The sequence below is a fragment of the Fructobacillus evanidus genome (genome assembly GCF_963580165.1).
Lineage (GTDB): Bacteria > Bacillota > Bacilli > Lactobacillales > Lactobacillaceae > Fructobacillus > Fructobacillus evanidus.
Genome location: NZ_CAUZLM010000011.1, coordinates 1 through 25701, shown reverse-complemented (window position 1 = coordinate 25701; position 25701 = coordinate 1). Strand labels below are relative to the sequence as shown.

Genomic DNA, 25701 nt, shown 5'->3' with positions numbered 1-25701 from the left:
CTACTCCTCATTGCGGCCAACCAAAACTCTGGTTTCCGCATAGTTTATTACTTGTCTTAAATTGATACTCGTTTGCCGTGAGATCCGTTTTTGCTCATAGAGTTGCTGGGTGAAATCTCGTTCCGCATTTAGTGCCTTTAATTCAAGCTCTAATCGCATGCGATCATCTTCTTCTTGTTGATCAAATGTCGAGACCGCCTTGGTCTTTTCAATTTGAAAACGGTAGATCACAATTAAATTATACGCTTCTTGCCGTAAAACGCGCTGCATCACGGTATCACCAACTTGTTTCTCCACATATGCTGAGATGGCCGCAATCGCAGCCTTTAGTAGTTCACGAGTGGCATGGTCGGCCTCTTCTTGCACCCGATCATTTTCTTCTTCAGCCAGCCAAATTCGCACCTTAACGGCCAAACGACGCAACAACCACTTTAATCGCTTATTAGCAAAGAAATCACGAGTTGTTCCCAAATCAGCCTCAATTTGATCAAGACGCCGATCTTGCAAAGAATAGGTAATGGGCGTAATTTCTTCATCAACTAACAATTGTTGGAGGCGATTACGTTCCGCCTTCAAAGCGACTTCCTGTAACTCCAAGTCCTTCTCGGCGGCAAAATCATGTTGGTCCTCATCCTCATGAAGCTTCCGTCGTAATTGGCGGACTTTTTTTTGCCGCCGAGTGATTAGTTCATGGACAATTCGCCGATTTTGATTATTTTGCACATCCCGTAGGGCCTGAATGCCAACTCGCATAATCCAGAGGCGTGCCTGATCTTCTGATAAATCAGCCCGGTGTTCCTCCGGCAAATCATCATCAACCTCCGTTGCGCCTTCCGGTTGAGTGAAATCGTGCTTCGTTGTCTGCTTCGTCACAACTGGTAGCATGACAGAAGCCACTACCAAAGAAAAGATGACCACTACCGCCGCAATAAAAATCATTAAATCACGGCCAATAAACAGCTCGCCTTTGTAGGTGACCACAGGAATAGTCAAAACTGCGGCCATCGTAACAGCACCTCGAACCCCTGTCAAACCCGATACAATGGCTGATTTAAAGGAAACTACCTTCGCCTTATGCCGCAACCTCTGACCGATTTGAATGGCCAAAGCCCACAACACGCGTAAAGAAAAGATAATAAACCAGACTAGTAAGCCGTAAGCCAGTGCCTGTAAGTTGGAAATATTGGTATCTTCTAAGATGTTGTGCAAGGCATTTGGCAAGGTGACGCCAAGTAAGACAAAGATTAGGCCATTTAAGACGTAAACTAAGACCTCCCAAGCATGGACCGAAACAATCGTTGCTTCGGCCGATAAAAGGCCAACGTGGCGGTCATTTAAGATTTTGGCAGTGATTCCACCCGTCACAACGGCAATCAAACCAGAAGCGTGCATGGGATACTCAGCTACCCAATAAATAATAAATGGTAGCAAAATTGTAATTACTGTATAGAAAACAACATCAGCTAAGCCAAAGCGTGAGACGGAATCCCGCAGCCAAATAATCAGCGCCCCAATAATAACGCCGGTCACAATCCCGGCCATGGTCATCCAAGCAAAGTTTAACAAAGCATCCGTTAATAAGAAAGTCCCAGCTACTACTGCTTTGATAGCCGTATTAAACGAAACCAAACCGGTCGCATCGTTGACCAGGCTCTCTCCTGTCACCACATGTAAGAGGTTTTCAGGGAGTTTAACCCGTTTGGCAATCGCTTGCACCGCGATTGGATCCGTTGGGGATAGCACAGCTGCCAATGCCAGCGAAGCAGCAATCGGTAATTCTGGAATCAAAAAATGAATCAACCAGCCACCCAAAATCGTCGTCACTAAGACGAGCCAAATGGCATTCATCAAAATTGGCACCCGCAATTTCCACAATTCCCTTTTTGGAAAGCGCCAGGCGTCGTTAAACAGAATCGGAGCCACAAAAAGCATCATAAACCAGTGGGAATCGACTTCGATATAGGTGCCACCAATCGTGGCCAATAAAAAGCCAATCACAATTTGAAACAGTGAAATCGGGACGGCTGGAACAAAGTGAGAGATGATGCTTGAGATGGCGACACCAATCACTAAGACAATCATTAACTCAATGATATCCATAGGCTACCGATCTCCTAAAATACGAACTTCAGGTTCTAGGCGAACATGGTACTCCTCAAAAACTTTTGCTTGAACAAGGTGAATTAAGTCTTCGTAGTCATTACCCGTTCCTTGATCCATGTTGACCATAAAACCGGCATGCTTCTTCGATACTTCAACCCCACCGACACGTGTACCTTGCAATCCGGCATCCATAATCAACTTACCAGCGAAGTAGCCAGTTGGTCTCTTAAAGACGGAACCATTCGATGGCCATGACAAGGGTTGCTTGTTGGCACGGGCAAGGTTAACCTGATCCATTTTTTCTTGAATAGCCTGTTGGTCACCAGATGCCAGGTCAAAGGTTGCCTGGACGATAACCCCGCCGTTTTCCTGAAAAACAGAATGACGGTAGCCAAACTCTAATTCATCCTTTGTAAAAGTCTTTAAGCTTAAATCAGGCATCACTGCTAATACAGAGGAAACGACCATATCGGCTTGCCCACCATAAGCACCGGCGTTCATGAAGACCGCCCCACCAACGGAGCCGGGAATCCCAGCCGACCATTCCAATCCAGTTAAGGACTTATCACGGGCTAAGGCAGCCAACCAAATAATGTCACAGCCAGCCTGGGCTAGCAGTTGATTATTTTCTTGCTGAACGGCCTTGAGTTCGGTCATCAAAATCACCAAACCTCGTAGACCACCAGAACGAACCACCAAGTTGGACAGCCGACCAAAAACATGAACCGGCAGGCTTTCGTGCTTGGCCCAATCCAGCAAGGCGGTCAACTCAGCTATTGAAGTTGGAATCGCCAAATAATCCGCTACGCCACCAGCTTGAGTATAGGCGTAGGGTGCAATTTCTTGCTCTTTTTGTATTAAATCTTGGGCAATTTGCATAGTATTCTCCATTAGTATCCTATCTTCTCTATCATACCAAACTTTACCGTTTTCATAGGAAGAAAAAAGACGGCGCAAGAGCACCGTCTTTCTTGAATTCGTTTCAGCTATTCGGACAAAAAATCACCTTAACGGTACTTCTTGCCCATTCCTGCTAGCAGCTTGCGTAAATAACGATCGCCAGCTGGTCGGTAATTCCGGTGGTCAGGGCGACGCAATATCGCCGATAATTCACCATTTGAGACCTTCGCCCCTGCCAATGCCAATAATTGTTGCAAATCATCCGATGTGTAGGCCATGGCAATTTTGATTTTCTTGATGGCAACATTATTGACCAAATCAGCCTTGGTCATATCAAAGGTAGGTGGCACTACTTGCCCATCTTTGTACAGGCGTTCACCACGCTTATCAATCACCAAGCCATTCAAAAAAGCCTCCAAATCATGAGCCGAAAGTGCCTGATCTGGTTGACTATCATCTTCTTGTTTGGTCAAAATTCGGTCTAAATCCTTTTGCGTAATTTTGACGCCACCCATGGCAAAAAGTCGAATGACATCTTGATTAGATAAATTAAGGGCATAGCGCAACCGAATTATTGTATCGTTATAGTTCATTAATTTTCCTTTGAAAATACGGCTAGTCGGGCGAAATTATGCGCCCGAATTAAAAAGTTCATCATAAATATTGCCTAAACCCAGCTTAAAATGGATGGGTATCGTACGTCTGCCACGATTCATGTGAATCCTGAATACGCTTAAACATCCGCTCCATCTCCTTCAGAGTAAACGAAGTCAAAACTGGCCGACCATGAGGGCAATTATATGGATTTTCAGCTTGTGCTAAATCACGTAAGAGCGTCTTCGCTTCTTCATCTGAAATATGCCAATTGGCCTTAATCGCCCGCTTACAAGACATCATAATCGCAGCCTTTTCACGAAAGGCTGCTACAGTAAGCTTACCATCATGAAGCACCCAGTCAATCATTTCTTCAATGGTGCTTTCAGCCTGATCAGCTAAAATCCAGGCTGGATGCTCATACAAAGCAATCGTATTCGGACCAAATTCTTCCAAGTGCAAGCCAACCTGCTCAAAAATTTCATGAAAATCAGCAATCTTTAACATATCAGCGGTCGAATAGGTCAGAGTAATCGGTGCCAGCAATTGCTGCTGATCCTCACCTACCTGGCCAACCACCCGTCGATAATACTCATAATTCAAGCGCTCTTGAGCAGCATGCTGGTCAATTAAGTACAAATGGTCCTGGTCTTGGGCAAAGAGAAAGGTGCCGTGCATCTGGCCAATATAATCCAAACTAGGAAAACCTGTCTTTTTGCTATTCTCATCACTTAAATCCAAATCCTGGTTAACGGGCTTAGGAGCCACTTTAGGCTGGTCCTGATTTTGCTGCCCGCTCAGCCCATCGTTTTGCTTTGAATCAAGATCCAAACCCATGGCCTGGCTGGCTAATGCGGCCAGACCAGTATCAGCATGGGCATAAAGGCCACCATTCGCTTTAGTATCGCTAGTTGGCTGGTCAGTAGCGGTATCTTGCTGATAAGTTGCTAACGGTTCAGCAACCTTCGACTGAGGTTGATCTTCGTCCGCAAAAGCCGGCCGGTATTCTTCTTTGGCATAACGGCTGGCAAAATCAGCAACCTTCGCATCGGCTAGTTGGTTTTCGTCATCAATCTCAAGCACCCGGTCAGCCTTAACCGGAACAGAAAGGACCTCTTTGGCCGACTTCTTCACGGGAACGGTCGGCTCATCTGCCGCTGCACCCGAACTTTCCTCTGTCTCACCCTGCCCCAAGTTATCGAGTGCAGCAGGAATCAGGTTTTCACCACGCAGTCGGTCGGCAATGACCTGCGTAATCAGCTCCGTCAGCTCCCCCTCTTCACTCAAACGAATCTCGGCCTTCTGAGGGTGAACATTGACATCAACCAACAGTGGGTCCAACTCAATATTAATAGCACCAATTGGAAAACGGCCAACCATCAATTTTGAACCATAACCTGTACTAATCGCATTTGAAACAGAGAAATTTTTGACAAAACGGTGATTTACCAAAACGGCAAAATAAGACCGGGAAGACCGGGTCTGTTCTGGTAAGGACAAGTAGCCATTCACCTTAAAATGATCAGAAGCGCCCTCAAAAGCAACCATTTTTTCAGCCGTTTTTCGGTCATAGACAACTGCCAAGACCTGCCGCAAATCGCCATTACCCGGTGTTCTCACTAAAGTCTTACCATTATGACTCAGTGTCAAGGCAACATTTGGGTAAGCCATGGCCAAGTGGTTGATGGTTTCCACCATCAGAGACATCTCGGTCTGTGGCTTTTTCAAATACTTTAGCCGAGCCGGTGTATTGTAAAACAGCGAACGCACGGCAACAATAGTCCCAAAGCGACCGGCGGTTGGCCCTTCTTGAGCCACCTGGCCACCTTTAACCTGGTAAAGAAAACCAGTTTCAGCTGTCTGAGTCCTGGTCTGCAAAGTGACATCAGCAACCGCCGCAATCGATGGCAAGGCTTCACCACGGAAACCCAAAGTCATGATATTAAACAAATCATGCCGGTCTTGTATTTTCGAAGTCGCGTGGCGAACAAAGGCCAGTGGTACTTCTTCTTGATCAATTCCCTGACCGTTGTCGATTACTTTAATTAAATCCAAGCCACTATTTTCAATCACAACTTCTACTTGAGTTGCATTGGCATCAATGGCATTCTCAACCAATTCTTTGACCACGGAAGCGGGACGTTCAATCACCTCGCCGGCCGCAATTTGGTTGGCCAATAATTCAGGCAGTTCATGAATTTTAGTCATTTTCTTGCCTCATTTCCTGTAATTTGGCAATCAAGTTCAGGGCTGCCAACGGAGTCAACTGGTTAAGGTTCACCCGATCGAGTTCATCAAGGGCTTTCTGGTCAGCCGGATTAATTGAATCCACTTCTACTGGTGCTGGCATTTCCTTAGCAGGTGCAATCTCAAAGAGCGGAATGTCTTGTGCCAAACCATCCCCAATTGGCAGTGCCCCAGTTGAAGCACTTGTCTCCGCCTGACTAGCAGTGCTAGTAACAGCAGCGTTTGAACTCACAGAAGACGTCTCTTCAACACCTTCTACTTGCCCCGCTCCCTGCGTTTCCAAGGCCTTTAAAATCGACTCGGCATTCGTTAAGAGCGACTTAGGTAATCCTGCCAAGGCAGCTACCTGGATTCCATAAGAACGGTCGGCTGCTCCTGGCTGAACCTGGTGTAAGAAGTGCAAAGTCCCATCGTCTGTTAGCTGCGCCCCAACATGGACGTTTTGAATGGCCGGGTGACTAGCTGCCAAAGCCGTTAACTCATGATAGTGGGTAGCAAAAATCGTTGTCGCATGGAGATTTTGATCCAAGTACTCAATAATTGCCTGTGCCAAAGCCATTCCATCGTAAGTGGCCGTACCTCGTCCTAATTCATCAAATAAAATCAGTGACTGTGAGGTTGCACCTTGCAGCGCCAAGTTTGCCTCGGCCATTTCAACCATAAAGGTTGACCGACCGTTAACAAGGTCATCATTAGCCCCGATTCGGGTAAAGATTTGATCAAAGATTGGTAAAATCGCCTCATCGGCTGGCACGAAGGCCCCCATTTGAGCCAACACCACGATTAAGGCAACCTGGCGCATGTACGTTGACTTACCAGCCATATTCGGTCCGGTTACCAGTTGAATCTTGGTTTTTTCGTCAAAGAAGACATCATTGGCAACATATTCACCGGGTCCCAAGAGAGATTCAATCACCGGATGGCGGCCCTGCTTAATCGTTAATGCCCGGTCGCCATCTGTTTTAAACGCTGGCTTGGTAAAATGACGGTTTTCAGCAACATCAGCCAAGGCAGCCAAGACATCAAGCCGGGCAATCTTTTGCGCTAATGTCTGCAAGCGACTGATTTCTTCCTTGACCTTGGCGCGGATAGCCAAGAATAAATCATATTCACGGTCAAAGCGTTTTGTCTGCGCTGCAAAAATCAGGTCCTCGTGTTCCTTCAATTCGGGCGTGGTAAACCGCTCCGCATTCGTCAATGTCTGCTTGCGATGGTAACGTCCCTCTTCTAATTTGTCGAGGTTCACCTTGGTCACTTCGATAAAGTAACCAAAGTTTTTGTTGTACTTGACCTTTAAAGTCGAAATGCCAGTCGCTTCTTGTTCTTGCTTTTGATAAGCTGCTAACCAATCTTGGTTATCGGCCAAGGCCTGGTTGTAAGAATCAACCAAATCATCATAACCCGGCTTGATTAAATCGCCATCACGAACTGAAATTGGTGGCTCAGGGACAATGGCTTGGTCAATCAGGCTCGCCAAATCAAGTAATGGGTCGATTTCTTCACCAGCAGCCTGCAAGATTGGGTTAACATGGTCAGCCTTCAAGGCAGCCTGCATGTCCGGTACTGCCTGAAGTGAGCGCTTTAATTGCACCAAATCACGGGCATTAATGGTCCCTAAAGCAGCTTTAGCGGCCAAACGTTCCAAGTCATAAACGTACTTTAATTGCTCCTGGACCGTTCCCCGGGTGAAAAAGTCATCCTTAAAAGCAGCCACAGCATCCTGCCGAGCCTGAATCTTCTCTAAATCCTTCAAAGGCTTAATCAGCCACTGCTTCAACAGCCGACCACCCATGGCCGTCTTCGTCTGGTCTAAGAGCGCAAAAAGAGATCCAGCCTTTTGCTTGGTCCGCGCGTTTTCAACCAAGTCCAGGTTGACCCGTGTTACCTGGTTAAACACCAAATAGGCCTGGCGCTCATATGTTTGAACCGGCATAATGTGGTCCAAAGACCGCTTTTGCGTATCAAATAGGTACTGAAGAAGTAGCCCAGTAACCGTCTGCTTCGCCGTATTTTTTAAATCTTTCGTTAAATAAGTAATCGTAGCGGAAGGCTGAACGGGTCCCTGATAGGAAACGACCAGTCCCTTTTCGCCAATGGCATCCGCCAATGCTGGAGTTGAAAAATCGCCCTCTTTTGCTAAGACGACTTCCTTCACCTCCAAAGCGCCTAATTCATCTAAAACGGCGCTCTCATCCATCAATTCCGTTGCCTTCAGTTCACCGGTTGAAAGGTCGATATAAGACAAGGCAAAAGCTGCCTGGTCGGCATCCCCCGGACGTGATCCGGTTGCCACCACAGCAGCCAAAAAGTTATTATCCTTGCCATCCCCATTCTTTGAGGAGAGCTTCGTCCCCGGCGTAATTAACTGGACAACATCACGTTTAACCATCCCCTTAGCTGTTGCCGGATCTTCCATTTGCTCGACAATGGCCACCTTATGACCAGCATCAACCAAAATGTCGATATAGGCTGACACAGCATGGTGAGGAATCCCAGCCATTGGAATTGGTTCAGCCGAATTTTTATTCCGTGCTGTTAACGTTAACTCAAGAATTTTAGCTCCTTTAATCGCATCATCTTCAAATAGCTCATAAAAATCGCCCATTCGGTAAAACACGAAGGCGTCGGGGTATTGTTCTTTAATTTGATGGTACTGCACCATCATCGGGGTTGGTTCTTTTGTCGCCATAAATGGCCCTCCTCTTAACAGTTTTTAAGCGATGTTACCGTTGTTCTTGCCTTTCACTGCCATTTGACGAGTCAGATTGACAAAAGACTTCTTTTATTCAGTAATTTGATAACCATCTTTTAATAAATCGGCAAAGCTCACCACCGGCTTTGGCTCTACTGGATAATCCGCAACTGCCTTTTGCATCCAGACCAAGTCGTACCAAGTATCAAACTTATAGCCAATCCGGTCAAAGGCGCCAACATAGCGGTAACCCATATGCTCATGAAAATCACGACTATTTGATGTCAGATGTTCATCATCGACCTTTGGCACGGCGATGCAGGCATTCACATTGATAATGTTTTGATCACGAGAAATTTGCTCAATAATTTTGTACAGGCGCTTCCCTAAACCATGGTGACGCTCATCCTGGCGAATATAAATTGAGGTTTCAACCGACCAGGCATAGGCTTGGCGTGAACCCATCGGACTCGTATAAGCATAACCCAAAATCACGCCATCCAAAACGGCCACGATGTATGGATGCGTCTTTAACGTTGTTTCAATCCGTGCTTGAAACTCAGCAACCGTCGGTACATCGTACTCAAAGGTGATGGCTGTTTCTCGAATGTAGGGCGCATAAATCGCTAATAATTCGGCCGCATCGGCTGCTGTTGCTGGACGGAAAATAATTTGATCTGTTGCCATGGTGATACCTCATCCTAAAAAGTATTTGAAATAAGAAAAGCCTACTTGTCAAACTGACAACTAGGCTTATTTTGTCAGCACTGCCACTGCTTCCACATGGGTTGTTTGCGGGAACTGGTCAACCGGTTGGATAGCACCCTCAAGGGCGTAGCCATGGTCCACCAAATCCTTAATATCACGCACCATTGTCGCTGGGTTACATGAAACATAAACCAGGCGCTTTGGGCTGATTTCACTAACGGCTTCAATAAAATCAGCTGTTAAGCCCTTGCGAGGCGGATCAACAAAGACAACATCCGCCTTGAGGCCTTCTTCAGCCCACTTGAGCATCTGACTTGGCGCATCGGCCGCAACAAAGTGGCTATTGGTGACCTGGTTAATGCGTGCGTTTTCCTCGGCATCGTCAATGGCCGCTTCCACCAATTCGACCCCATAGACTTCGGCCACATCGTTCGCCACAGTCAAAGCAATCGTTCCGATTCCACAGTAGGCATCAATCACGATATCGGTCTTCTTCAATTCAGCCTTTTCCTTCGCCAACTGGTAAAGCTTAGCAGTTGTTTCAGGGTTGACCTGGTAGAAAGAATTAGGGCCAATCAGGTACTTCTTGCCAAGCAAGATATCCTCAATGGCTGGCTTGCCCCACAAGATCTGATTTTGATAACCCATAATCACGTTTGTTTGGGCCTTATTGACATTTTGAATCACCGATTCAAGCTTTGGCAAACGTGCCTTTAATTCGGCTGCAATGGCCTCTGCTTCTGGTAATTTCTTGGTTTTCGTCACCAAAACAACCATTAATTCACCGGTTGCTTTACCAATTCGAGCCATGACATGGCGGATAACACCGCGATCCTCTTCTTCATCATAGGCCGAAATGCCAAACTCTTGTAGGACATCCCGTGTCACGCGGATTGCTTCATCCACGGCTGGGTCTTGAATATAGAAGGAATCGGTTGGAATCAACTTGTGCGATCCACGACGGAAAAAGCCGGTTTCTAGGCGACCGTTAATCATTCGCGCTGGTACTTGCGCCTTATTCCGGTAATGGGTTGGGTCTGCCATCCCAATTGTATCGGCCACTTCAACGTCGAGGCGGGCTTTTTTAAATAATTGCTGCACCTGGGACTTTTTCCAGGCCAACTGGGCCGGATAAGCTAAATTGGCTAATGGCGCAATCCCTGTCGTTAAGGCCAACTGGTCCGTTAGTTCAACTCGGTCTGCTGATTTTTCCAACAAACGTTGTACGCGGGCAAAGCCATAATTTTTTAGGACCTTTGTCACCAAAATTTCGGCCTTTTCACCTGGAAGAGCATCGGTTACAAAGAGCGGAAAACCATCCACCTTCGCCACGCCAAGGCCTTGATAAGTTAAATCGGTCACTGAAGCAGTGATGACTTCATTTTTATGGACCGGAGCGGCCTGTTTAATTGTGCGGTTGGCTTTAGCCATGCTTAGTTATTTTCCTTCTCATCTGCTTTGGGTTCGTGCTGGGTCGCCTCAAGGGCTTCAACCTGTTCCACGAACTCTTCTTGAATCTTAGCATTCGTTGCATCCACGTCAATGGCTGACAAATCAGCAACGAATTCAATATGTTGTTTTAAGTTCTCAAAGGTCATTGGCGCATCCCCACCATACTCACCATCAAGGTTCACCTTGATTGGATGATCATCTGATAGCGGTGTGATTTCAACCTTTGACGTCTTCTTATAAATCAGCTGTGGGTTATTCACGTGTGAACCATTCAAAACCTGAGCGGCCAACTGCGTAATCTGCCACAGGTTAGCAGCCTTAACAATCAATAGCGTAAATTGACCGTCATCTAATTTGGCATCGGGCACAATGGATTCAAAGCCACCAACCGAATTGGTTAGAGCCAAGAAAATCATCGAGATGTCGCCATCATACTCGCCGTCATCATAAACAACCTTGGCCTTCACGGGTTCTAACCGGGTTAGTAGCTCGGCACCCTTAACCAGGTAGGCCAAGTAACCGTAAAGTGACTTCATCACGGACGGGACGGCATACGTTACTTCGGAAAGCGTTCCCAAGGCAGCAATATTCATGAAATAGCGGGCATCGGCGGGGGCCAAAATTTGCCCTTCCTCTTCCACTAAGCCACCTCTAGTCGAAATCCGGCCGATATCCATCTTAATCGTCTGCCCTTTCAAAATCACCTTGGCAGCTTCCAATGGATCATCACGAGAAACCTTTAGGGCTCGGGCGTAGTCGTTGGTTGTCCCAGCCGGAATAATGGCCATTTTAGGCCGACGCTTCAAGGGCGCAATCCCGTTGACAACCTCGTTGATTGTCCCGTCACCACCAGCGGCTACGATTAAATCAAAGCCCTCGAAGGCGGCTCGGGTCGCTTCCTTTTGTGCTGAAAAAGGTTCCGGAGTGGTGGCATAGGTCGATGTTTCGTACCCCGCCTCTTCATACACTCGGATAATGTCTAACATTTCCCTTTTCGCTGTTTCCCGACCCGAACTAGGGTTATAGATAATTCGTGCTCGTTTCATGACTTACCTGCAAAGCTTCCCGACCATTCCTAAAATCAGTAAAGCCTCGACTTCCTCCTAAAATATATGTACAAAAGCCCGCAAAGCGGTGCTTTTATGACAGTAACAAGGCCAACCACTTTGGTCAACCGACAATTACTGTTTGATTATTGGTTAGCGCTTGTTTAACTCGGCTAACAAAAGCTTGTTCAAGACACCAGGGTTGGCCTGGCCCTTGGACTTCTTCATCAATTGGCCAATCAAGAAGCCAGTTGCTCGGTCCTTACCACCCTTAAAGTCTTCAATTGACTGTGGGTTGTCGTCCAAGACTTCATTGATCATTAGCGTCAAAACGGCTGGGTCAGAAATCTGAACCAAACCTTGTGCCTTGGCATAGGCTTCTGGCTCTTCACCTTCCATGATGGCCTCAAAGACCTTCTTGGCTTGCTTAGTTGAAATGGTACCGTCTTCAATCAACTTGACCATGCCGGCCAAGTTTTCAGGAGTCAAATCAGTATCCTGCAATTCAACCTGGTTCTTGTTCAAGTAGGCGTTCACGTCGCCGATTAAGTAGTTGGCAACACGCTTTGCAGCTGGTTTTGAATCAGCCCCAGCATTGACAGCGGCATCAAAGAAGTTCGCCATTGCCAAGGTTTGTGTCAAAACTTCGGCATCGTATTGTTCCAAACCAAGGTCCTGGACATAGGCCACTTGTCGGTCTCCAGCTGACTTTGGCAATTCAGCTTGAACACGGTCAATCCAGGCTTGATCAATGTGGATTGGTGACAAATCAGGTTCTGGGAAGTAACGGTAATCATCCGCCACTTCCTTGACCCGCATCAAGAGCGTTGACTTGGTTGGCTCATCGTAACGACGAGTTTCCTGGCGGACCTTGCCACCAGAACGAATAACCTGTGCCTGACGGCGTTCTTCGAATTCCAAGGCAGATTGGACATAGTGGAAGGAGTTAATGTTCTTCATTTCCACTCGCGTTCCATAAGTCTTTGATCCTCGTGGACGCAATGACACGTTGACATCAGCTCGCATCTGTCCTTCTTGCATCTTAGCTTCCGAAACACCCGTAAACAAGACAACTCGACGCAATTGTTCCAAGTAAGCGTAAGCTTCCTCTGGTGAAGACAAATCAGGCTTGGACACGATTTCGACCAACGGTGTTCCCTGACGGTTCAAATCAACGTATGAATAACCATCGGTACCGTGCGTGTTCTTTCCAGCATCTTCCTCGACGTGAAGTTCTTCAATCCCAATTCGCTTTACGCTACCATCAGGCATGTTAACGTCTAAGTAGCCATGACGACCCAATGGTGTTCGCATTTGAGTTGTCTGGTATGACTTTGGGTTATCCGGGTAAACGTAGTTCTTCCGGTCCCAACGAATGTCTTCTGTGATTTCGGCATGCAAAGCCAAAGCTACACGCATACCGTATTCGATAGCACCCTTGTTGGCAACGGGCAAGACCCCTGGATAACCCCAGTCGATTACGTTGGTGTTTTCGTTAGGCGCATCCCCATAGTGAACAGGTGAGGGTGACAGCAGCTTGGAATTTGTCTGCATTTCAACGTGGACTTCAAGCCCAATGGTTGTTTCAAAGTTTTCGTTTGCCATTTGTCCCCTCCTTATTTCCCTTCTACAACCGGATGTTGGTCGTAGAAGTGGTTTTCTTGTTCAAAGGCATAAGCAACCTGGTAAAGGGTTGCTTCATCAAATGGCTTACCAATCAATTGCATACCAACTGGCATGCCACCATTGAAGCCAGCATTGATGGACAGTCCTGGCAAACCAGCCAAGTTCACTGGAATCGTCAAAACATCGCCCAAGTACATGGTCTTTGGATCACCGATTTCTTCACCAATACCGTAAGGTTGGGTTGGTGTCGTTGGGCCAACAATCAAATCGTAGTCAGCAAAGACCTTATTAAAGTCCTCGATAATCAATGTTCGAATTTGAGCAGCCTTCTTGAAGAAGGCATCGTAGGCACCAGCTGAAAGAGAGAATGTTCCCAACATAATCCGGCGCTTAACTTCGTCTCCGAAACCTTCTGTTCGAGTGTTCTTATAAACTTCTTCCAATGACTTAGCGTCTGGTGCACGGAAACCGTAACGGATACCGTCGTAACGCTGCAAGTTTGAAGAAGCTTCTGATGACATCAAAATATAGTAAGCAGCAACCCCGTATTGCGTGTGTGGCAATGAAACCTTATCAACGGTTGCTCCCATGGCTTCTAATTGGGCAATGGCAGCCTTAACCTGTGTGGCCACTTCATCTGAAATTCCTTCTTGGAAGTATTCTTCAGGCACGGCAATCTTCATGCCCTTGATGTCTTGACCAATCTTTTCGGCAAAATCAGGAACGTCCAATTCAACAGAAGTTGAGTCCTTCTTGTCAAAACCAGAAATGGCATTCAAAACCAAGGCGTTATCCTTGACCGTCCGGGTCAATGGACCGATTTGGTCCAAAGATGAAGCCATGGCAAAGAGCCCAAAACGTGATACTCGACCATAAGTTGGCTTCATCCCCACCAAACCGTTGAAGGCGGCTGGCTGACGGATTGATCCACCAGTATCAGAACCAAGCGCATAAGGGACCTGACCAGCAGCAACGGCCGCAGCCGATCCACCAGATGAACCACCAGGAACCTTTGTGTGGTCCCAGGCGTTCTTCGTCTTCTTGTAGTAAGAAGTTTCAGTTGACCCACCCATGGCGAATTCATCCATGTTGGCCTTCCCAACGATAACGGCACCGGCATCGTTCAACTTAGTGGTGACCGTTGCATCATAAACTGGCTTGAACCCTGACAAAATGTGGGAAGCGCCCGTTGTTTCCAAACCGTTTGTGGCGATATTGTCCTTGATGGCCATTGGAATACCAGCCAAAGGATTTGAAAAATCACCCTTTTCATCAACGGCACGGGCCTTGGCTAAGGCTTCGTCTTCGTGCATCCGGACGAAAGCTTGCAAGTCTTCATCGGTTGCCTGAATGTTGGCCAAAGTTTCCTTGGTCAATTCTTCGGCCGTGATTTTGCCAGCTTTCAAATCAGCATTCAAGTCGGCTAAGGTCTTGTCAAAATAATTAAAAGTCATTAAGCTTCGTCCTCCCCGTTCAAAATAGCGGGCACCTTAATTAAGTCGGCTGCCTCGTCTGGTGCTTGGGCCAATAAGGCCTTCTTTTCATGCCAATTATCCGCAACATCTTCTCGTAAATGGTTCACGTTCGGTGTTACTGAGAAAGTTGGCTCGACATTGGTTGTATCCACCTCTGCCATCTTCTCGCACATTGCCACGATTTCCTGGAGTTGTCCAGTGAAGTGCTCAAGTTCCTGGTCGGAAAAGCTCAGCTTGGCCAAGTCAGCAACGTGAGCGACTTCTTCTTTTGAAATTGATGTTGCCATGGGGTCACCTGCCTGAAAAAGCGGATTTCTTCGTCTTTTTCAAGGCTATCCTTTCTGATGTAATTACTGTTCTATTCTACCATAAAAGCCCATAGTTGCCCCTGCTAAATGGCAGAATGCTTGCCAATTAAGAAAAGGGAGAAGCTGATTTTTCCTTGAATGTCAAGGCATCCTTGATTTTTTTTGAAAAACCCGTATAATTAGTCATGTTGTCAAAACAACTGTCCAAGTCCTTAGATTAACGTCTCACCGTCGTTTCTCTCAGCACTTGGAGACATTTAAGAAAGGTGGAAATGATTATGGCCCTTACACAAGAACGTAAGAACGAAATCATGAAGGAATATGCCCGCCATGAAGGCGATACTGGTTCAGTGGAAGTTCAAGTTGCAGTTTTGACTGCTGACATCAACGAATTGAACGGTCACATGGAAACGCACAAGCATGATTTTCATTCACAACGTGGTCTTTTGAAGAAGATCGGTCGCCGTCGTAACTTGCTCCGTTACCTCCGTGGTACTGACGTTACGCGTTACCGTGAATTGATCAAGCGCTTAGGTTTGCGTCGTTAAGCTTTTGCTTACAAATAACCAGAATCAAATTTAAGGAGACGGACATATGCCAATTATTGAATCATCAATTCAACGAGTTCGTTTGAGTGCTAAGCAGCACGATCGTAACGAACCACAAAAGTCAGCTTACCGCACTGCCGTTAAGCGCTTCTTGAAGGCTGCCAAGGCCGGATCTGCTGATACTGCTGAAATGTACAAGCAAGTATCATCAGCTATCGATCACGCCCAATCAAAGGGATTGATCAAGAAGAACAAGGCTTCACGTCAAAAGTCACGTTTGGCTAAGTACGTAAAGTAATCAATTAATATTGATAAACGAAATCCCCCAACTCTTTGCGAGTTGGGGGATTTTTTGTTGAGATCATTTATTTGCTAGCAAGTTGTCAACTATCGCTCATGACTTGCACAATCATGACCAGCTGCTGATCTTCTAATCGTGATTACTTAAAAGCTACAAACGCCTGATCAATTTGTTCATATTCGGCTTGTGTCAAGTCAACATCCAAGGCCTTAACGTTTGCTTTCACCTGATCAGCATTGCGCGCACCAGGAATCACGGCACCAACGGCAGGGTTAGCAATGTACCAAGCCAAAATTGTTTGGGCAACAGTGACTCCATGGTCATCGGCAATCGCCTTCACCTTGTCCAAGGCAGACAAAATGGTATTAAATTGGTCCTGGCTATATTGCTTTTCAAACTTAGCGTAATCGTCCTTTGTGTACTTACCCGTCAAAAGGCCAGATGCCAATGGGAAGTATGGGACAAAGGAAATCTGATTTTCCTTCAAGTAAGTCCACTCATCCTTTTCAGTCCCACGATAAACCAAGCTGTAGTGGTCTTCGACAATATCAACCTGGTTATTCTTATTCGCTTCTTTAATTTGATCAAGGCTAAAGTTTGACACCCCAATTGCACGAATCTTACCGGCTTCCTTCAATTCGTTCAATGCAGCAACAGCCTCGTCCTTTGGTGTTGCTTCATCTGGGAAGTGGATATAGAAGATATCGATATAATCCGTCTTCAAACGCTTCAAGGAGTCCTCGACGGCCTGCTTCAAGAATGCTGGGCTGTTGTTGGGCTTGTTACCGTTGCTGGCATCCTGAGCACCCTTAGTCGCAATCACAATCTTTGACCGGTCATAATCTTGGATGACATCACCGATAATTTCCTCGGACCGACCTTCCCCGTACATATAGGCAGTATCAATCAAGACCACCCCTGCGTCCAAGGCTTCTTTGACCAAGGCATAGCCGTCTTCATCCTTCAAACCAGGAAAAAGGTTGTGGCCACCGACCTTGTTGGTCCCCAAACCAAGCTTGGTTGTCTTCACATCGGTCTTGCCAATTGTTACTTCTTTTGCCATGCGTTTGTTCCTCCTGAATCCGTTACGTGTGTTGTTTTAAAAAATCGTTCATAAGTATTGTAAACTAACAAACCGGTCGTTGAAAAGGTAAGATTGAAAATACCTGTTTTAAAATCAGCAAGATTATCGTTTTTCTCGATATGACTCCAACTTTTCTGTGAAAATTCACGAAACAGCTTTCAGTCCCTTATTCTATCTTTCTGAATGTTTTTTTGTCCGTCTCATCGACAGATGATCACTAATGACGTTCACAATTAATTTCAAAATTAAGAAAATAATTTTGTATGCTACATAACCCACTAAGAGCATTACGTACACAAAGATTCCAATTGCAAAAACCAGTATCATTATCGGTAATAACATGATTCTCTCCCCTCTTCGTAGCATCATTTTCTCTTTAACTTTCATAAGATACCACCTAGGTGGTATTTTACTTGTTTATGGGGATGATGGGTAGTAAAATAGTGCTATCTATGAATTATAAAATTAGCAACAAAAAACCAGTCACCGGTTAAATATCGGCAACTGGTTCAGTCTGCATCTTTATTTTAACTTTTGCGGGCTAGCACTAAAGTACTTACCATTATCAGTCAAAACACCCTGACCCAAGATTTTGTTAGTAATCATCGAAGTTTTGTTCCCATTGATATTCAACAAATAGCTTGGCGCAAAGGTACTATTCTTTTCAAAAGAGGTCACAACAAAGCGATTGCTTTTATCATTGCCATTCGGAATAACTAGGTAAGAATAAGTAAAACTTGTTGGATTATTGCCCTCACCTTGGCCGGCAATCACTAAGCCATTTGAATTCAGTGGCTTGTAGGTGCCGTTAATGCCTTCGTCAGAGCTAAATCCTAGCAAGTAAGAATTTTTCGTGATGGCTTCATTATCAGTTGCCATATGGAAGCCCCAAGTTGATGTAAAGACGTACCAACGGCCATTGTGTTTGAAGAGGTTAATTCGTTCTAATTCATCATTGGTTGCGTTCCCAGTGACCATTGGTTTCATTACCTTTTTAACAGAAAAGTCTTTATTCAATTCGACCTTTCCAATGGCACCATTAGCAAAATAAGTCTTTTCATACTCTGCTGTATTCTTATTGGACAGTAGGCGTGCTGAATCACTCTTAAAGAAAGCTGATTTTCCATAATAAGCTTGGTTAGTAAAGTTGTTGGCGCCTTGGTAGTTATACTCGGGTCCGGTATTGCCTTCAAAGGCAAGGTAGTACTTATCACCATCTTGAACAAAGTGTGGGTCACGCAACGTGATGTCGTCGCTAAAATAGTTTCCCTTTCCTTCACCTTGGTCAGCGGTTTGATAAATTTTACCGTCACCCGAAAAGACTGTTTTTCGATCGGTTGTCTTTGTATGGTCAATGGTCAATCCGGACGACCAGTTTTTGCTATCTTTTGGATTCACCGTAATTTGAGCTGTTGTCAAAACCTGAGCTGATAGACCACTTTCTTTATATGCGTTTGCATAGAAAAAGCGGAGGCTATTATCCTTGGTTTTCATCAAAACGGTTGATCCAGACCATTCACCAACAGAGTTCTGCAAATACTTGTCGTAATCTTTGTCGGCAATCCCCTCAGTTTTTGAGTTAAAGACGTAACCCACAAAGTGCCAAGTACTCAAGTCATCCTGCTTGGCATTATTTTTCTGCAAGAACAGCCCCATCTTCGTGGGCGCTCCTGAATAGCGACCGTTCTTAGCCGTTAAACCAACAACTAGTCGATAGCCATGGAAATTAGCCACTGTCCCATCGGGGTTGGTTACTGGCCAAGAGTCCCAGACATCCATCCTCACCGTTTTACCAGTTGTTTCATCATAAACCTTAGCGCCCGGAATCTCTTGTTGCAAGGATTCATGGTCGATTGTTGGGGCTAAATACTGTTTATTTGATAATAATTCTGGAATCTTATTCATTTCAGCTCGCGTATAGTGAGCCACTTGCCCGATTTTATCAGTCAAATTCGTCGTTTTTGTGGATTCATTTTTGGTTTGAAAATGGCTGAAGGTTCCTAAACCAATACCAATGATTAGGAGGCAAAAGCTTAGCAGAATCAATACTTTTTTTCTTTTAGTCATTATTAATTATCCCATTCCTAAGGGGTCTTTCGTAAAATTAACACAATAACTATATTAGCAGAAATTAAAGATAATCATCTCTAAACATTCACCCCAACCTGGAAAATATAACCTATCATTCTGCATTTAATTTTTTAATTTTTAACGAAACATTTCTTGCCTTCCCATATCAATAAAGTACGGCTTTAAATCTTTATTCAAAAAGCACGTGATAAAAATTATCACGTGCTTTCGACACAGTTTAATAAAATTTAGTTTGAAGTTTCAACCAACTGAAACTTCATTTTTTGTACTGCTTGACGACCACCAATTGAGTTCACATAGTTCAAAACATCAGCAATTGATGCTCGATAGTCAGTAGTGCTATTCTGACTAAATAACATCGGCTTTGTCCCGTTTTGGCTTGCCGTACTTGTATCATTCATCAAGTACTTATAATAAGCAATGTCGCTATCGGTACCATCAACAACTTTAGCTACGAATGTTGGATTCGACTGATTGGCAACCTTTGTTAAAATAATTCCTTTTGACTGCATCAAACTCAACTTCTGCCATTGATCATCCCCATGGGCCAAACCGTAGAGGACAATCATACGATAGGCTAAATCATCACTAGAACGAAAATCGTCTTGAGTAAGAGTATTGCTTACCGATGGGGTCGAAGTAGACGAAGTTGAAGATGAATTTGTGCTGGAACTAGTACCCATATTGGAGCTAGAATTAGCACCCTGTTTACCAGTATTAGAACTTGTCACAGCTGCATTCTGACTGCTACTAGTTGCCGACTGCGCTTTTGGACTAATCGAAGAAACACTTTTCTCACTAGAAGATTGGGCCGAACTACTTTTCTTTTTCGCTATAAATCCTTGTTCTTGATCAGTTGGATTCGTAACAGCATTAACAATAAAAGTAGTGGCCCCCAGTGTTAAAACGACAGTCACCGCTGTCATAGTTAGCAAGATTTTCTTGTTTCTAAACATCTTGCAGACTCCTTATATTTATATTATCCCTGCACCCTAGCATCATCATTCAACACTAACGTAACTTGACGTTTCAAGTATATATGCAATATTACTTAGCGTCAATATACTTTCTTCACATTAGAACATTCTTATGTTAAATCTGCTTTAAATGAAGGTTGCTATCTCAGCTAAATCTATCCAATTAACGCAAGCAATAAATATTATTACCACAAAGATAACAGAACTCTTACTTTTAATACTTTCAGGGCCTAAATCATAAAATTATCTATATCAGACCAACAACTTACCTCAGCCAACTAACTAACTAACTAACTAACTAACGCCAATTTTAACTTTAAAAAAATTTTATCTGCACCAAAAATTGTCTTTTATAGTAAATAAAATTATCTCAACTACACAAATGCATCGTGGTCAATTATTTTGAAGTTAATATCATTTTTTGTAAAAAAACCAAGCTCTTTCGAGCTTGGCTTTTTTACCTATTAAGCATCAAAACATTATCTTATTACCGCAAATAATAAGTACCATCATTACCAAAGTAATAGTTCTTACCATCAATGCTTTGGTTGCCTTGTACTGCTCGGCCATCAGCATCTGTCCAGTATGTCAGACCCCATGCTTGACGCCATCCCTGGTTTTGACGAACACCATCAACAAACCAGTAATACGTTCCCATGTAGTAACGGAAGCCGGTATACAATTGACCGTCTTCATACCAACGATAGCCACCGTTTGCTGGCGAACCATCCCAGATGTAGCCTTCCTTTGGTGTCAAGCTACCATCCGCATTGGCATAGTAAATAGTACCATTGTCGTTTACTTCTTGGTTTGTCCGCATAAAGAATGTGCCGTCATTACCGAAGTAGTAAAGCTTACCATTGATGTTTTGCACACCTTGAACTGCTCGACCGTCTGCACCTGTGTAATATGTCAGACCCCAAGCTTGATGCCAAGCATTATCTTGACGCAAGCCATTTTCGAACCAGTAGTAAGTGCCCATGTAGTAGCGGAAACCAGTATATGGGTTTCCACCTTCATACCACATCCAGTTTCTACCGTCATTCAAGTAGCCACTAGCTGGTCCCTTCACATTGAAAGTTCCATCGGTACCAAAGTCATATGCATGACCGTCGATGGCGTGAATTCCTTCAACTGTTCGACCATCATCACCAACATAATACTTCAATCCCCAAGCAGTTTCCCACTTGTTTTGTTGGCGAACACCACTGTCAAACCAATAGTAGGCGCCCATGTAGTTTTGGAAACCAGTATAAAGTTGGCCGTTATTGAACCACATCCAACCTAAGTTACTGTTCAAGTAACCGGATGGGCGTGACTTTATCGTATAAGTGCCGTCTGTTCCAAAGTCGTAAGCTTGACCATCAATAACTTGAACGCCTTGGACAGCCTTTCCGTCATTACCAAAGTAATATTGGTTACCATAAACTGTTTCCCAAGTATTCTCGACGCGAACACCGCTGTTAAAGTAGTAATAGCCGTTTTCGTAAGACTTGATTCCGGTATAAACAACACCATTTTCAAACCACTTCCAACCTTGGGCATCCTTATAATAGCCAGTTGGGCGTGACTTCAAATTATAAGTGCCATCTGTTCCAAAGTCATAAGCCTCGCCATCAATAATTTGGAAACCTTGTACAGCTTGTCCATCGTTTCCAACATAGAATTCGGCACCATCTGATCGAGTCCAGAAGTGGTTCCGCAATTCAATCCCGTTAGCAAGGAAAATATACTTTCCGCCATTAATGGTTTGATCACCAGTTACCATGTAGCCATTATTATCGAAGTAGTACCAGTTACCCTTTGAATCTTGAACAAAGGCGTTCTTAGCTTCGTAACCACTATATGAATAGTACCTGATTCCCTTAGAATCTTCTTCGAATCCAGAAACAGAATCTTGATTCAACAATTGCATTGGCAAAAATGAACCTGAACCATCTTGGATAAGGAAGTAATTACTTGTTGCTGAATCACGAAGGACGAAACCTGTTCCACGGCCTAAAATATTCGTTCCATTCAAATATTTTGCGGACCATTGCGTAATGCGCGTATCACCATCAATGGGCTTACCCGTTGAAATTTGCTTGGTCTCAAATAAGCTTGGATACAATGCTTTCAACTTTGCTAAGAACGCACCACCATACTTAGATTGGTAATCCGTTCCACTACTCATTGTATTCGCAATATAAACTAAATTATTAAAGTTTGATCCCTGGACTGCAGTACCTTCGCCATCTGTACGAGTAGCCGTTACTGCTTCTTGACCTGGTAGGTTATATAACTGATCTGGGACCCAGTCGGCCATTGCCTGAATACCAACTGCGTGAACAGCCTTAATTGCTTCGCGCAATTGCTCATCAGTTCCATATTTAGTTGGATTTGGTGTACCGTCGGCGTTATTAAATCCTAGATCATAACGATCAGTAAATGAATAACCGTTCTTGATAATCGAATCCAAAAAAGTACTATCTGTACTTGAGCGGTACTGTGGTGCAAATTGGAAGCTTGTCACTCCCCATGACTTAAACAAGTTAGCATTCTGTGCAATCTTAACGTTCGTATACTCACTTGTCTGTATTGGCATTGCTTGGAAGTTTGAGAAGCCTTCATAAATGACATTTGAATCAAGTGCCGCATTCGAATGCAGTGTCTTGCCATCAGTTGATGTTGCAGAATTTGAAGAATCCGTTAATGAACGAGAATCTTGATCAGCAGAAGCGCCAACAGGTACCCAAACAGCTAGGTATCCTGATACCTGCGGATCGCTAACACCGTATACCCACGTTGAATCAAAAATCAGGTCACCGTTAGCATCCGTCATCATAGTTGGTGCACCACTATCAGATGAATAAACCTGCAAACCATTCTGCGTTGAAAGCAAAGCAGCACGGAAAAGCTGGTTCTTGTGAGAAGCACCCATGTGGAGGACAACCTTCTCATTGGCACCCAATTGCAAGTTTTGGTTATTACTTACAATGACACCAATTCCATCAGTTCGCTGTGTATTTCCGCTAGCATCAACATCAGTAGCGTTCATTAAATCTTTACCATAGCGAACCGATGTCAAAATGTCGGTTCGCTCAGTATTTTTATTGGCTGCCCCATCCCATGAACCTGTTGCCATTGTTTGTCCACCGGCAACATATTTCACACGATCTTGGAGCAATGTGCTAATGGCATCATAATATGGCGACTTGGTAGCCATGTACTGGCCATCATCGGTATACAAATCGCCATAGTAGACACGGGGAATCGTATCTTTATTTGTCAACAACATTGCGTAAGCAGCGGGCACGTTGTACATTGTATACCGCTTATTGGTTGACTGTTGGTCGGCATCGTAAATCTTAAATGCCGTTGCTAACTGATCTGCAGTGGGACGGAATCCATCGGCGCCGGGATAGTAATCATTAATAATTTGCGCAATAATTGTTTGAACTTGACTATCATGGGCCCGCAAGAATGAATAATTTGGAACTGCCTGATTTTCAGTATTATCGTTACTACGATCAACGTTATACCATTGCAAGAAACGAGCCATGTTATCACGTTGAGTTGGGTTTTTGGTCAAAGAAGAAACTAACTGAACTTGGGTTTTAAAGTCCATTGTCAATTGGTTAGCACCAGTATCACCACTGTACTGATAATCGTTATAATCCCAATCTTCCAAAATTGATAAATGCTGGTTTGCGTTAGCATTGTTTTTATCAACACCGTAAGCAGCCTTCATATATTCAGCTGCAATTTGTAGCAAATCGGCATCAACGTTATCAACCGCATCAATCCGGTAACTGTCAAAGTTGGCGCTTGGATCATTTGCCGTAATTGAACCGAAGTTCAATAGGTAGTACAACCAATTCAATTGTTCTGCTTGAACCGTTGGATTCGAGTTATCAACATCGTTAGCCAACAGGAATTCGTAACCGCCGAAATAGCTATCTGATCCTGTTTGGTTAGAAGGGGTACGGTTCAAGTAGCGATAATCTGAATTTGCCCAAGGAGTATTCGTACTATTGCTGTATGCTAACGTTCCACCTTGCAATCCATCGGTCGCACTTGGAGATTCACTCGTGATGTTCCACTGACTTTGAGTAGCAATGAATTGAGTCATCAAAGTTTGCAGCCAAGCAGTTGAACCACCTTGAGCCGTAATCTTCTTTTCAATCGCAGCTTGAATCTGGTTAGCAGCCGTATTCAAATCAGCCTGTGAGGTTGAAGAGGCGTCCACCTTTGCACCGCTATACAGCTGCTGTGAAATCATAAAGTTAATATAGGCTGCCTGTGTCTGCTTATCTGGCCACCAAGTCATCAACAATGGACGGCGATCAGTTGATTGTGAGGCCACCCAAGTTTGTCCATCTTGCAAGATATCCTTAGGTTGGTACCAAGAAGCAGCTGTAATATAACCATCGACGTTATCGATAGCTGATTTAGAAACAGACGCTAACTGGTTATGGGCCGTGTAATCATTTGATGTTGATGTAACACCAGTATTAAATTGCTGTTGGTTGGCAATTGTTGCGTGTCCATCATTATGGTCAAAGTAATATTGAACGCCATTAATGGTTGTTGGTCCGTCCCCCCCCTTCGTTACTTGGCCTTGATTATTGATTAAATAAATTTTACCATCAACTGTTTGAAGGCCAGTTGTAGTATTTCCATTAGCATCAAAGTAGTAAGTATTGTTATTAGCATCAGTGACAAAGCCGTTCTTTACTTGCTTAAAGTCATCACCGAAACCATAAACTTTACCATTAATCGTCTGGATGCCCTTAGCGGCATCACCAGACCCCGCTTCAAAGTAGTAGGTATCTGACCCAACGGTTTTGATACTACCTTTAACTTGATCACCAGTATTTTCATCAAAATAGTGCAATGCACCATCAATCTGACGTAGGCCGGTCAATGGTTTTCCAGTGCTTTTTAAGATAAATTGGTAGCCGCCATCTGACGAAGGCTGATAACTACCATCAACACCACCAATATAATTCAAAATTTGTGGTGTTGTATCCCCACCAGTCGTAATAGTAGTTGTTGAACCAGTAGTGTTGGTAATAGTAGACGTTTTACCATCTGTATTAACCGTCACCGAGTTATTATTGTTGTTGTTCGAATTTAACGGATTTGTTGACGGGGTTGATTGGTTATTTTGATTACTCGTTGGAGCAGTAACCGTTGTTGTGGTTGTTGTATTCGTCGTAGAATCAGCAGACACACGAGCTGTTCCTCCACCCATGGCAAGAACTGCTACCACAGTAGCAGCTGCAGCAACCCACATTTTCCCAGCTTTATACAGTTTCTTTCTCATTCTAAAGTCCAACTCTCCTAAATAAATTTATCATGTCATAAAGTGACGCAAACAATCCTATTATATGATGTTTCATGGAAAAATTCTATATTTTCATTTAATAAAACTGTAATATAACATTTTTTTATAAAGGCAGATTCTATAATTAATTCGAACGATAATTGAAAAACAAAAAACCCAAAGAATTCTTTACAATGGTAGTTGCTAGACAAACCATGAGGAGAAATTCTTTGAGCTATTC

The 25701-nt window shown here is 44.3% G+C and carries 17 protein-coding genes; 2 read left to right on the top strand and 15 right to left on the bottom strand.

The window, feature by feature from the left end; all coding sequences use genetic code 11:
- From AABI08_RS07545 to gatC, 11 genes are all read right to left on the bottom strand, one after another.
- Nucleotides 1–2100 (bottom strand): cation:proton antiporter domain-containing protein, encoded by a 2100-nt coding sequence (locus tag AABI08_RS07545; protein ID WP_338344333.1) that lies wholly within the window; start codon nt 2098–2100, stop codon nt 1–3.
- A gap of 3 nt (nt 2101–2103) precedes the next feature.
- Complete coding sequence (murB, locus tag AABI08_RS07540) at nt 2104–2982, bottom strand: UDP-N-acetylmuramate dehydrogenase (RefSeq protein WP_338344331.1); 879 nt, start codon at nt 2980–2982, stop codon at nt 2104–2106.
- A 128-nt stretch (nt 2983–3110) separates the two neighbouring features.
- Nucleotides 3111–3596, bottom strand: coding sequence for a YehS family protein (locus AABI08_RS07535; protein WP_338344330.1), 486 nt, complete (start codon nt 3594–3596; stop codon nt 3111–3113).
- Nucleotides 3597–3681: 85 nt separating this feature from the next.
- Complete coding sequence (mutL, locus tag AABI08_RS07530) at nt 3682–5805, bottom strand: DNA mismatch repair endonuclease MutL (RefSeq protein WP_338344329.1); 2124 nt, start codon at nt 5803–5805, stop codon at nt 3682–3684.
- Nucleotides 5798–8533: a DNA mismatch repair protein MutS gene (mutS, locus tag AABI08_RS07525; RefSeq protein WP_338344327.1), complete on the bottom strand. Its 2736-nt coding sequence runs from the start codon at nt 8531–8533 to the stop codon at nt 5798–5800. Before mutS ends, mutL begins: the two co-directional genes overlap by 8 nt.
- A gap of 93 nt (nt 8534–8626) precedes the next feature.
- On the bottom strand, nt 8627–9223 hold the full coding sequence (locus AABI08_RS07520; protein ID WP_338344326.1) for a GNAT family N-acetyltransferase: 597 nt from the start codon (nt 9221–9223) through the stop codon (nt 8627–8629).
- 66 nt (nt 9224–9289) lie between these two features.
- On the bottom strand, nt 9290–10675 hold the full coding sequence (gene rlmD, locus AABI08_RS07515) for a 23S rRNA (uracil(1939)-C(5))-methyltransferase RlmD (protein ID WP_338344325.1): 1386 nt from the start codon (nt 10673–10675) through the stop codon (nt 9290–9292).
- Nucleotides 10676–10677: 2 nt separating this feature from the next.
- On the bottom strand, nt 10678–11742 hold the full coding sequence (locus tag AABI08_RS07510; protein WP_059393514.1) for a diacylglycerol kinase family lipid kinase: 1065 nt from the start codon (nt 11740–11742) through the stop codon (nt 10678–10680).
- 153 nt (nt 11743–11895) lie between these two features.
- Entirely contained in the window at nt 11896–13347 is a 1452-nt protein-coding gene (gene gatB / locus AABI08_RS07505; RefSeq protein WP_338344645.1) for an Asp-tRNA(Asn)/Glu-tRNA(Gln) amidotransferase subunit GatB, read from the bottom strand.
- A gap of 11 nt (nt 13348–13358) precedes the next feature.
- Entirely contained in the window at nt 13359–14822 is a 1464-nt protein-coding gene (gene gatA, locus AABI08_RS07500; protein WP_338344323.1) for an Asp-tRNA(Asn)/Glu-tRNA(Gln) amidotransferase subunit GatA, read from the bottom strand.
- Complete coding sequence (gatC, locus tag AABI08_RS07495) at nt 14822–15130, bottom strand: Asp-tRNA(Asn)/Glu-tRNA(Gln) amidotransferase subunit GatC (protein WP_047974212.1); 309 nt, start codon at nt 15128–15130, stop codon at nt 14822–14824. Before gatC ends, gatA begins: the two co-directional genes overlap by 1 nt.
- 299 nt (nt 15131–15429) lie before the next feature.
- Between gatC and rpsO the strand changes: the two genes are divergently transcribed.
- Both rpsO and rpsT read left to right on the top strand, forming a co-directional pair.
- The gene (rpsO, locus tag AABI08_RS07490; protein WP_047974261.1) at nt 15430–15699 is read left to right on the top strand and encodes a 30S ribosomal protein S15; all 270 of its coding nucleotides are present in this window, start codon (nt 15430–15432) and stop codon (nt 15697–15699) included.
- 46 nt (nt 15700–15745) lie between these two features.
- The gene (rpsT, locus tag AABI08_RS07485; RefSeq protein ID WP_047974211.1) at nt 15746–15997 is read left to right on the top strand and encodes a 30S ribosomal protein S20; all 252 of its coding nucleotides are present in this window, start codon (nt 15746–15748) and stop codon (nt 15995–15997) included.
- A 142-nt stretch (nt 15998–16139) separates the two neighbouring features.
- Here rpsT and AABI08_RS07480 read toward each other — a convergent pair whose 3' ends face one another.
- The 4 genes from AABI08_RS07480 to AABI08_RS07465 form a co-directional block, all read right to left on the bottom strand.
- The gene (locus tag AABI08_RS07480) at nt 16140–17063 is read right to left on the bottom strand and encodes an aldo/keto reductase (RefSeq protein ID WP_338344319.1); all 924 of its coding nucleotides are present in this window, start codon (nt 17061–17063) and stop codon (nt 16140–16142) included.
- Between the two features lie 543 nt (nt 17064–17606).
- On the bottom strand, nt 17607–19151 hold the full coding sequence (locus AABI08_RS07475) for a glycoside hydrolase family 68 protein (protein ID WP_338344317.1): 1545 nt from the start codon (nt 19149–19151) through the stop codon (nt 17607–17609).
- 251 nt (nt 19152–19402) lie between these two features.
- Nucleotides 19403–20131, bottom strand: a complete 729-nt coding sequence (locus AABI08_RS07470; protein ID WP_338344315.1) for a hypothetical protein — start codon at nt 20129–20131, stop codon at nt 19403–19405.
- A gap of 508 nt (nt 20132–20639) precedes the next feature.
- Nucleotides 20640–25460 carry a glycoside hydrolase family 70 protein gene (locus tag AABI08_RS07465; protein ID WP_338344313.1) on the bottom strand — a complete coding sequence of 1607 codons (4821 nt, stop codon included), beginning with the start codon at nt 25458–25460 and terminating at the stop codon, nt 20640–20642.
- Nucleotides 25461–25701 lie beyond the last annotated feature (241 nt).

Bases quoted from the DNA above. Each gene is read 5' to 3' on its own strand.
- murB (WP_338344331.1), bottom strand. From the start codon at position 2,982: ATGCAAATTGCCCAAGATTTAATACAAAAAGAGCAAGAAATTGCACCC.
- gatC (WP_047974212.1), bottom strand. From the start codon at position 15,130: ATGGCAACATCAATTTCAAAAGAAGAAGTCGCTCACGTTGCTGACTTG.
- rlmD (WP_338344325.1), bottom strand. From the start codon at position 10,675: ATGGCTAAAGCCAACCGCACAATTAAACAGGCCGCTCCGGTCCATAAA.
- AABI08_RS07520 (WP_338344326.1), bottom strand. From the start codon at position 9,223: ATGGCAACAGATCAAATTATTTTCCGTCCAGCAACAGCAGCCGATGCG.
- AABI08_RS07475 (WP_338344317.1), bottom strand. From the start codon at position 19,151: ATGACTAAAAGAAAAAAAGTATTGATTCTGCTAAGCTTTTGCCTCCTA.
- AABI08_RS07545 (WP_338344333.1), bottom strand. From the start codon at position 2,100: ATGGATATCATTGAGTTAATGATTGTCTTAGTGATTGGTGTCGCCATC.
- AABI08_RS07535 (WP_338344330.1), bottom strand. From the start codon at position 3,596: ATGAACTATAACGATACAATAATTCGGTTGCGCTATGCCCTTAATTTA.
- mutL (WP_338344329.1), bottom strand. From the start codon at position 5,805: ATGACTAAAATTCATGAACTGCCTGAATTATTGGCCAACCAAATTGCG.
- gatB (WP_338344645.1), bottom strand. From the start codon at position 13,347: ATGGCAAACGAAAACTTTGAAACAACCATTGGGCTTGAAGTCCACGTT.
- mutS (WP_338344327.1), bottom strand. From the start codon at position 8,533: ATGGCGACAAAAGAACCAACCCCGATGATGGTGCAGTACCATCAAATT.
- gatA (WP_338344323.1), bottom strand. From the start codon at position 14,822: ATGACTTTTAATTATTTTGACAAGACCTTAGCCGACTTGAATGCTGAT.
- rpsO (WP_047974261.1), top strand. From the start codon at position 15,430: ATGGCCCTTACACAAGAACGTAAGAACGAAATCATGAAGGAATATGCC.
- AABI08_RS07480 (WP_338344319.1), bottom strand. From the start codon at position 17,063: ATGGCAAAAGAAGTAACAATTGGCAAGACCGATGTGAAGACAACCAAG.
- AABI08_RS07465 (WP_338344313.1), bottom strand. From the start codon at position 25,460: ATGAGAAAGAAACTGTATAAAGCTGGGAAAATGTGGGTTGCTGCAGCT.
- AABI08_RS07510 (WP_059393514.1), bottom strand. From the start codon at position 11,742: ATGAAACGAGCACGAATTATCTATAACCCTAGTTCGGGTCGGGAAACA.
- rpsT (WP_047974211.1), top strand. From the start codon at position 15,746: ATGCCAATTATTGAATCATCAATTCAACGAGTTCGTTTGAGTGCTAAG.
- AABI08_RS07470 (WP_338344315.1), bottom strand. From the start codon at position 20,131: ATGTTTAGAAACAAGAAAATCTTGCTAACTATGACAGCGGTGACTGTC.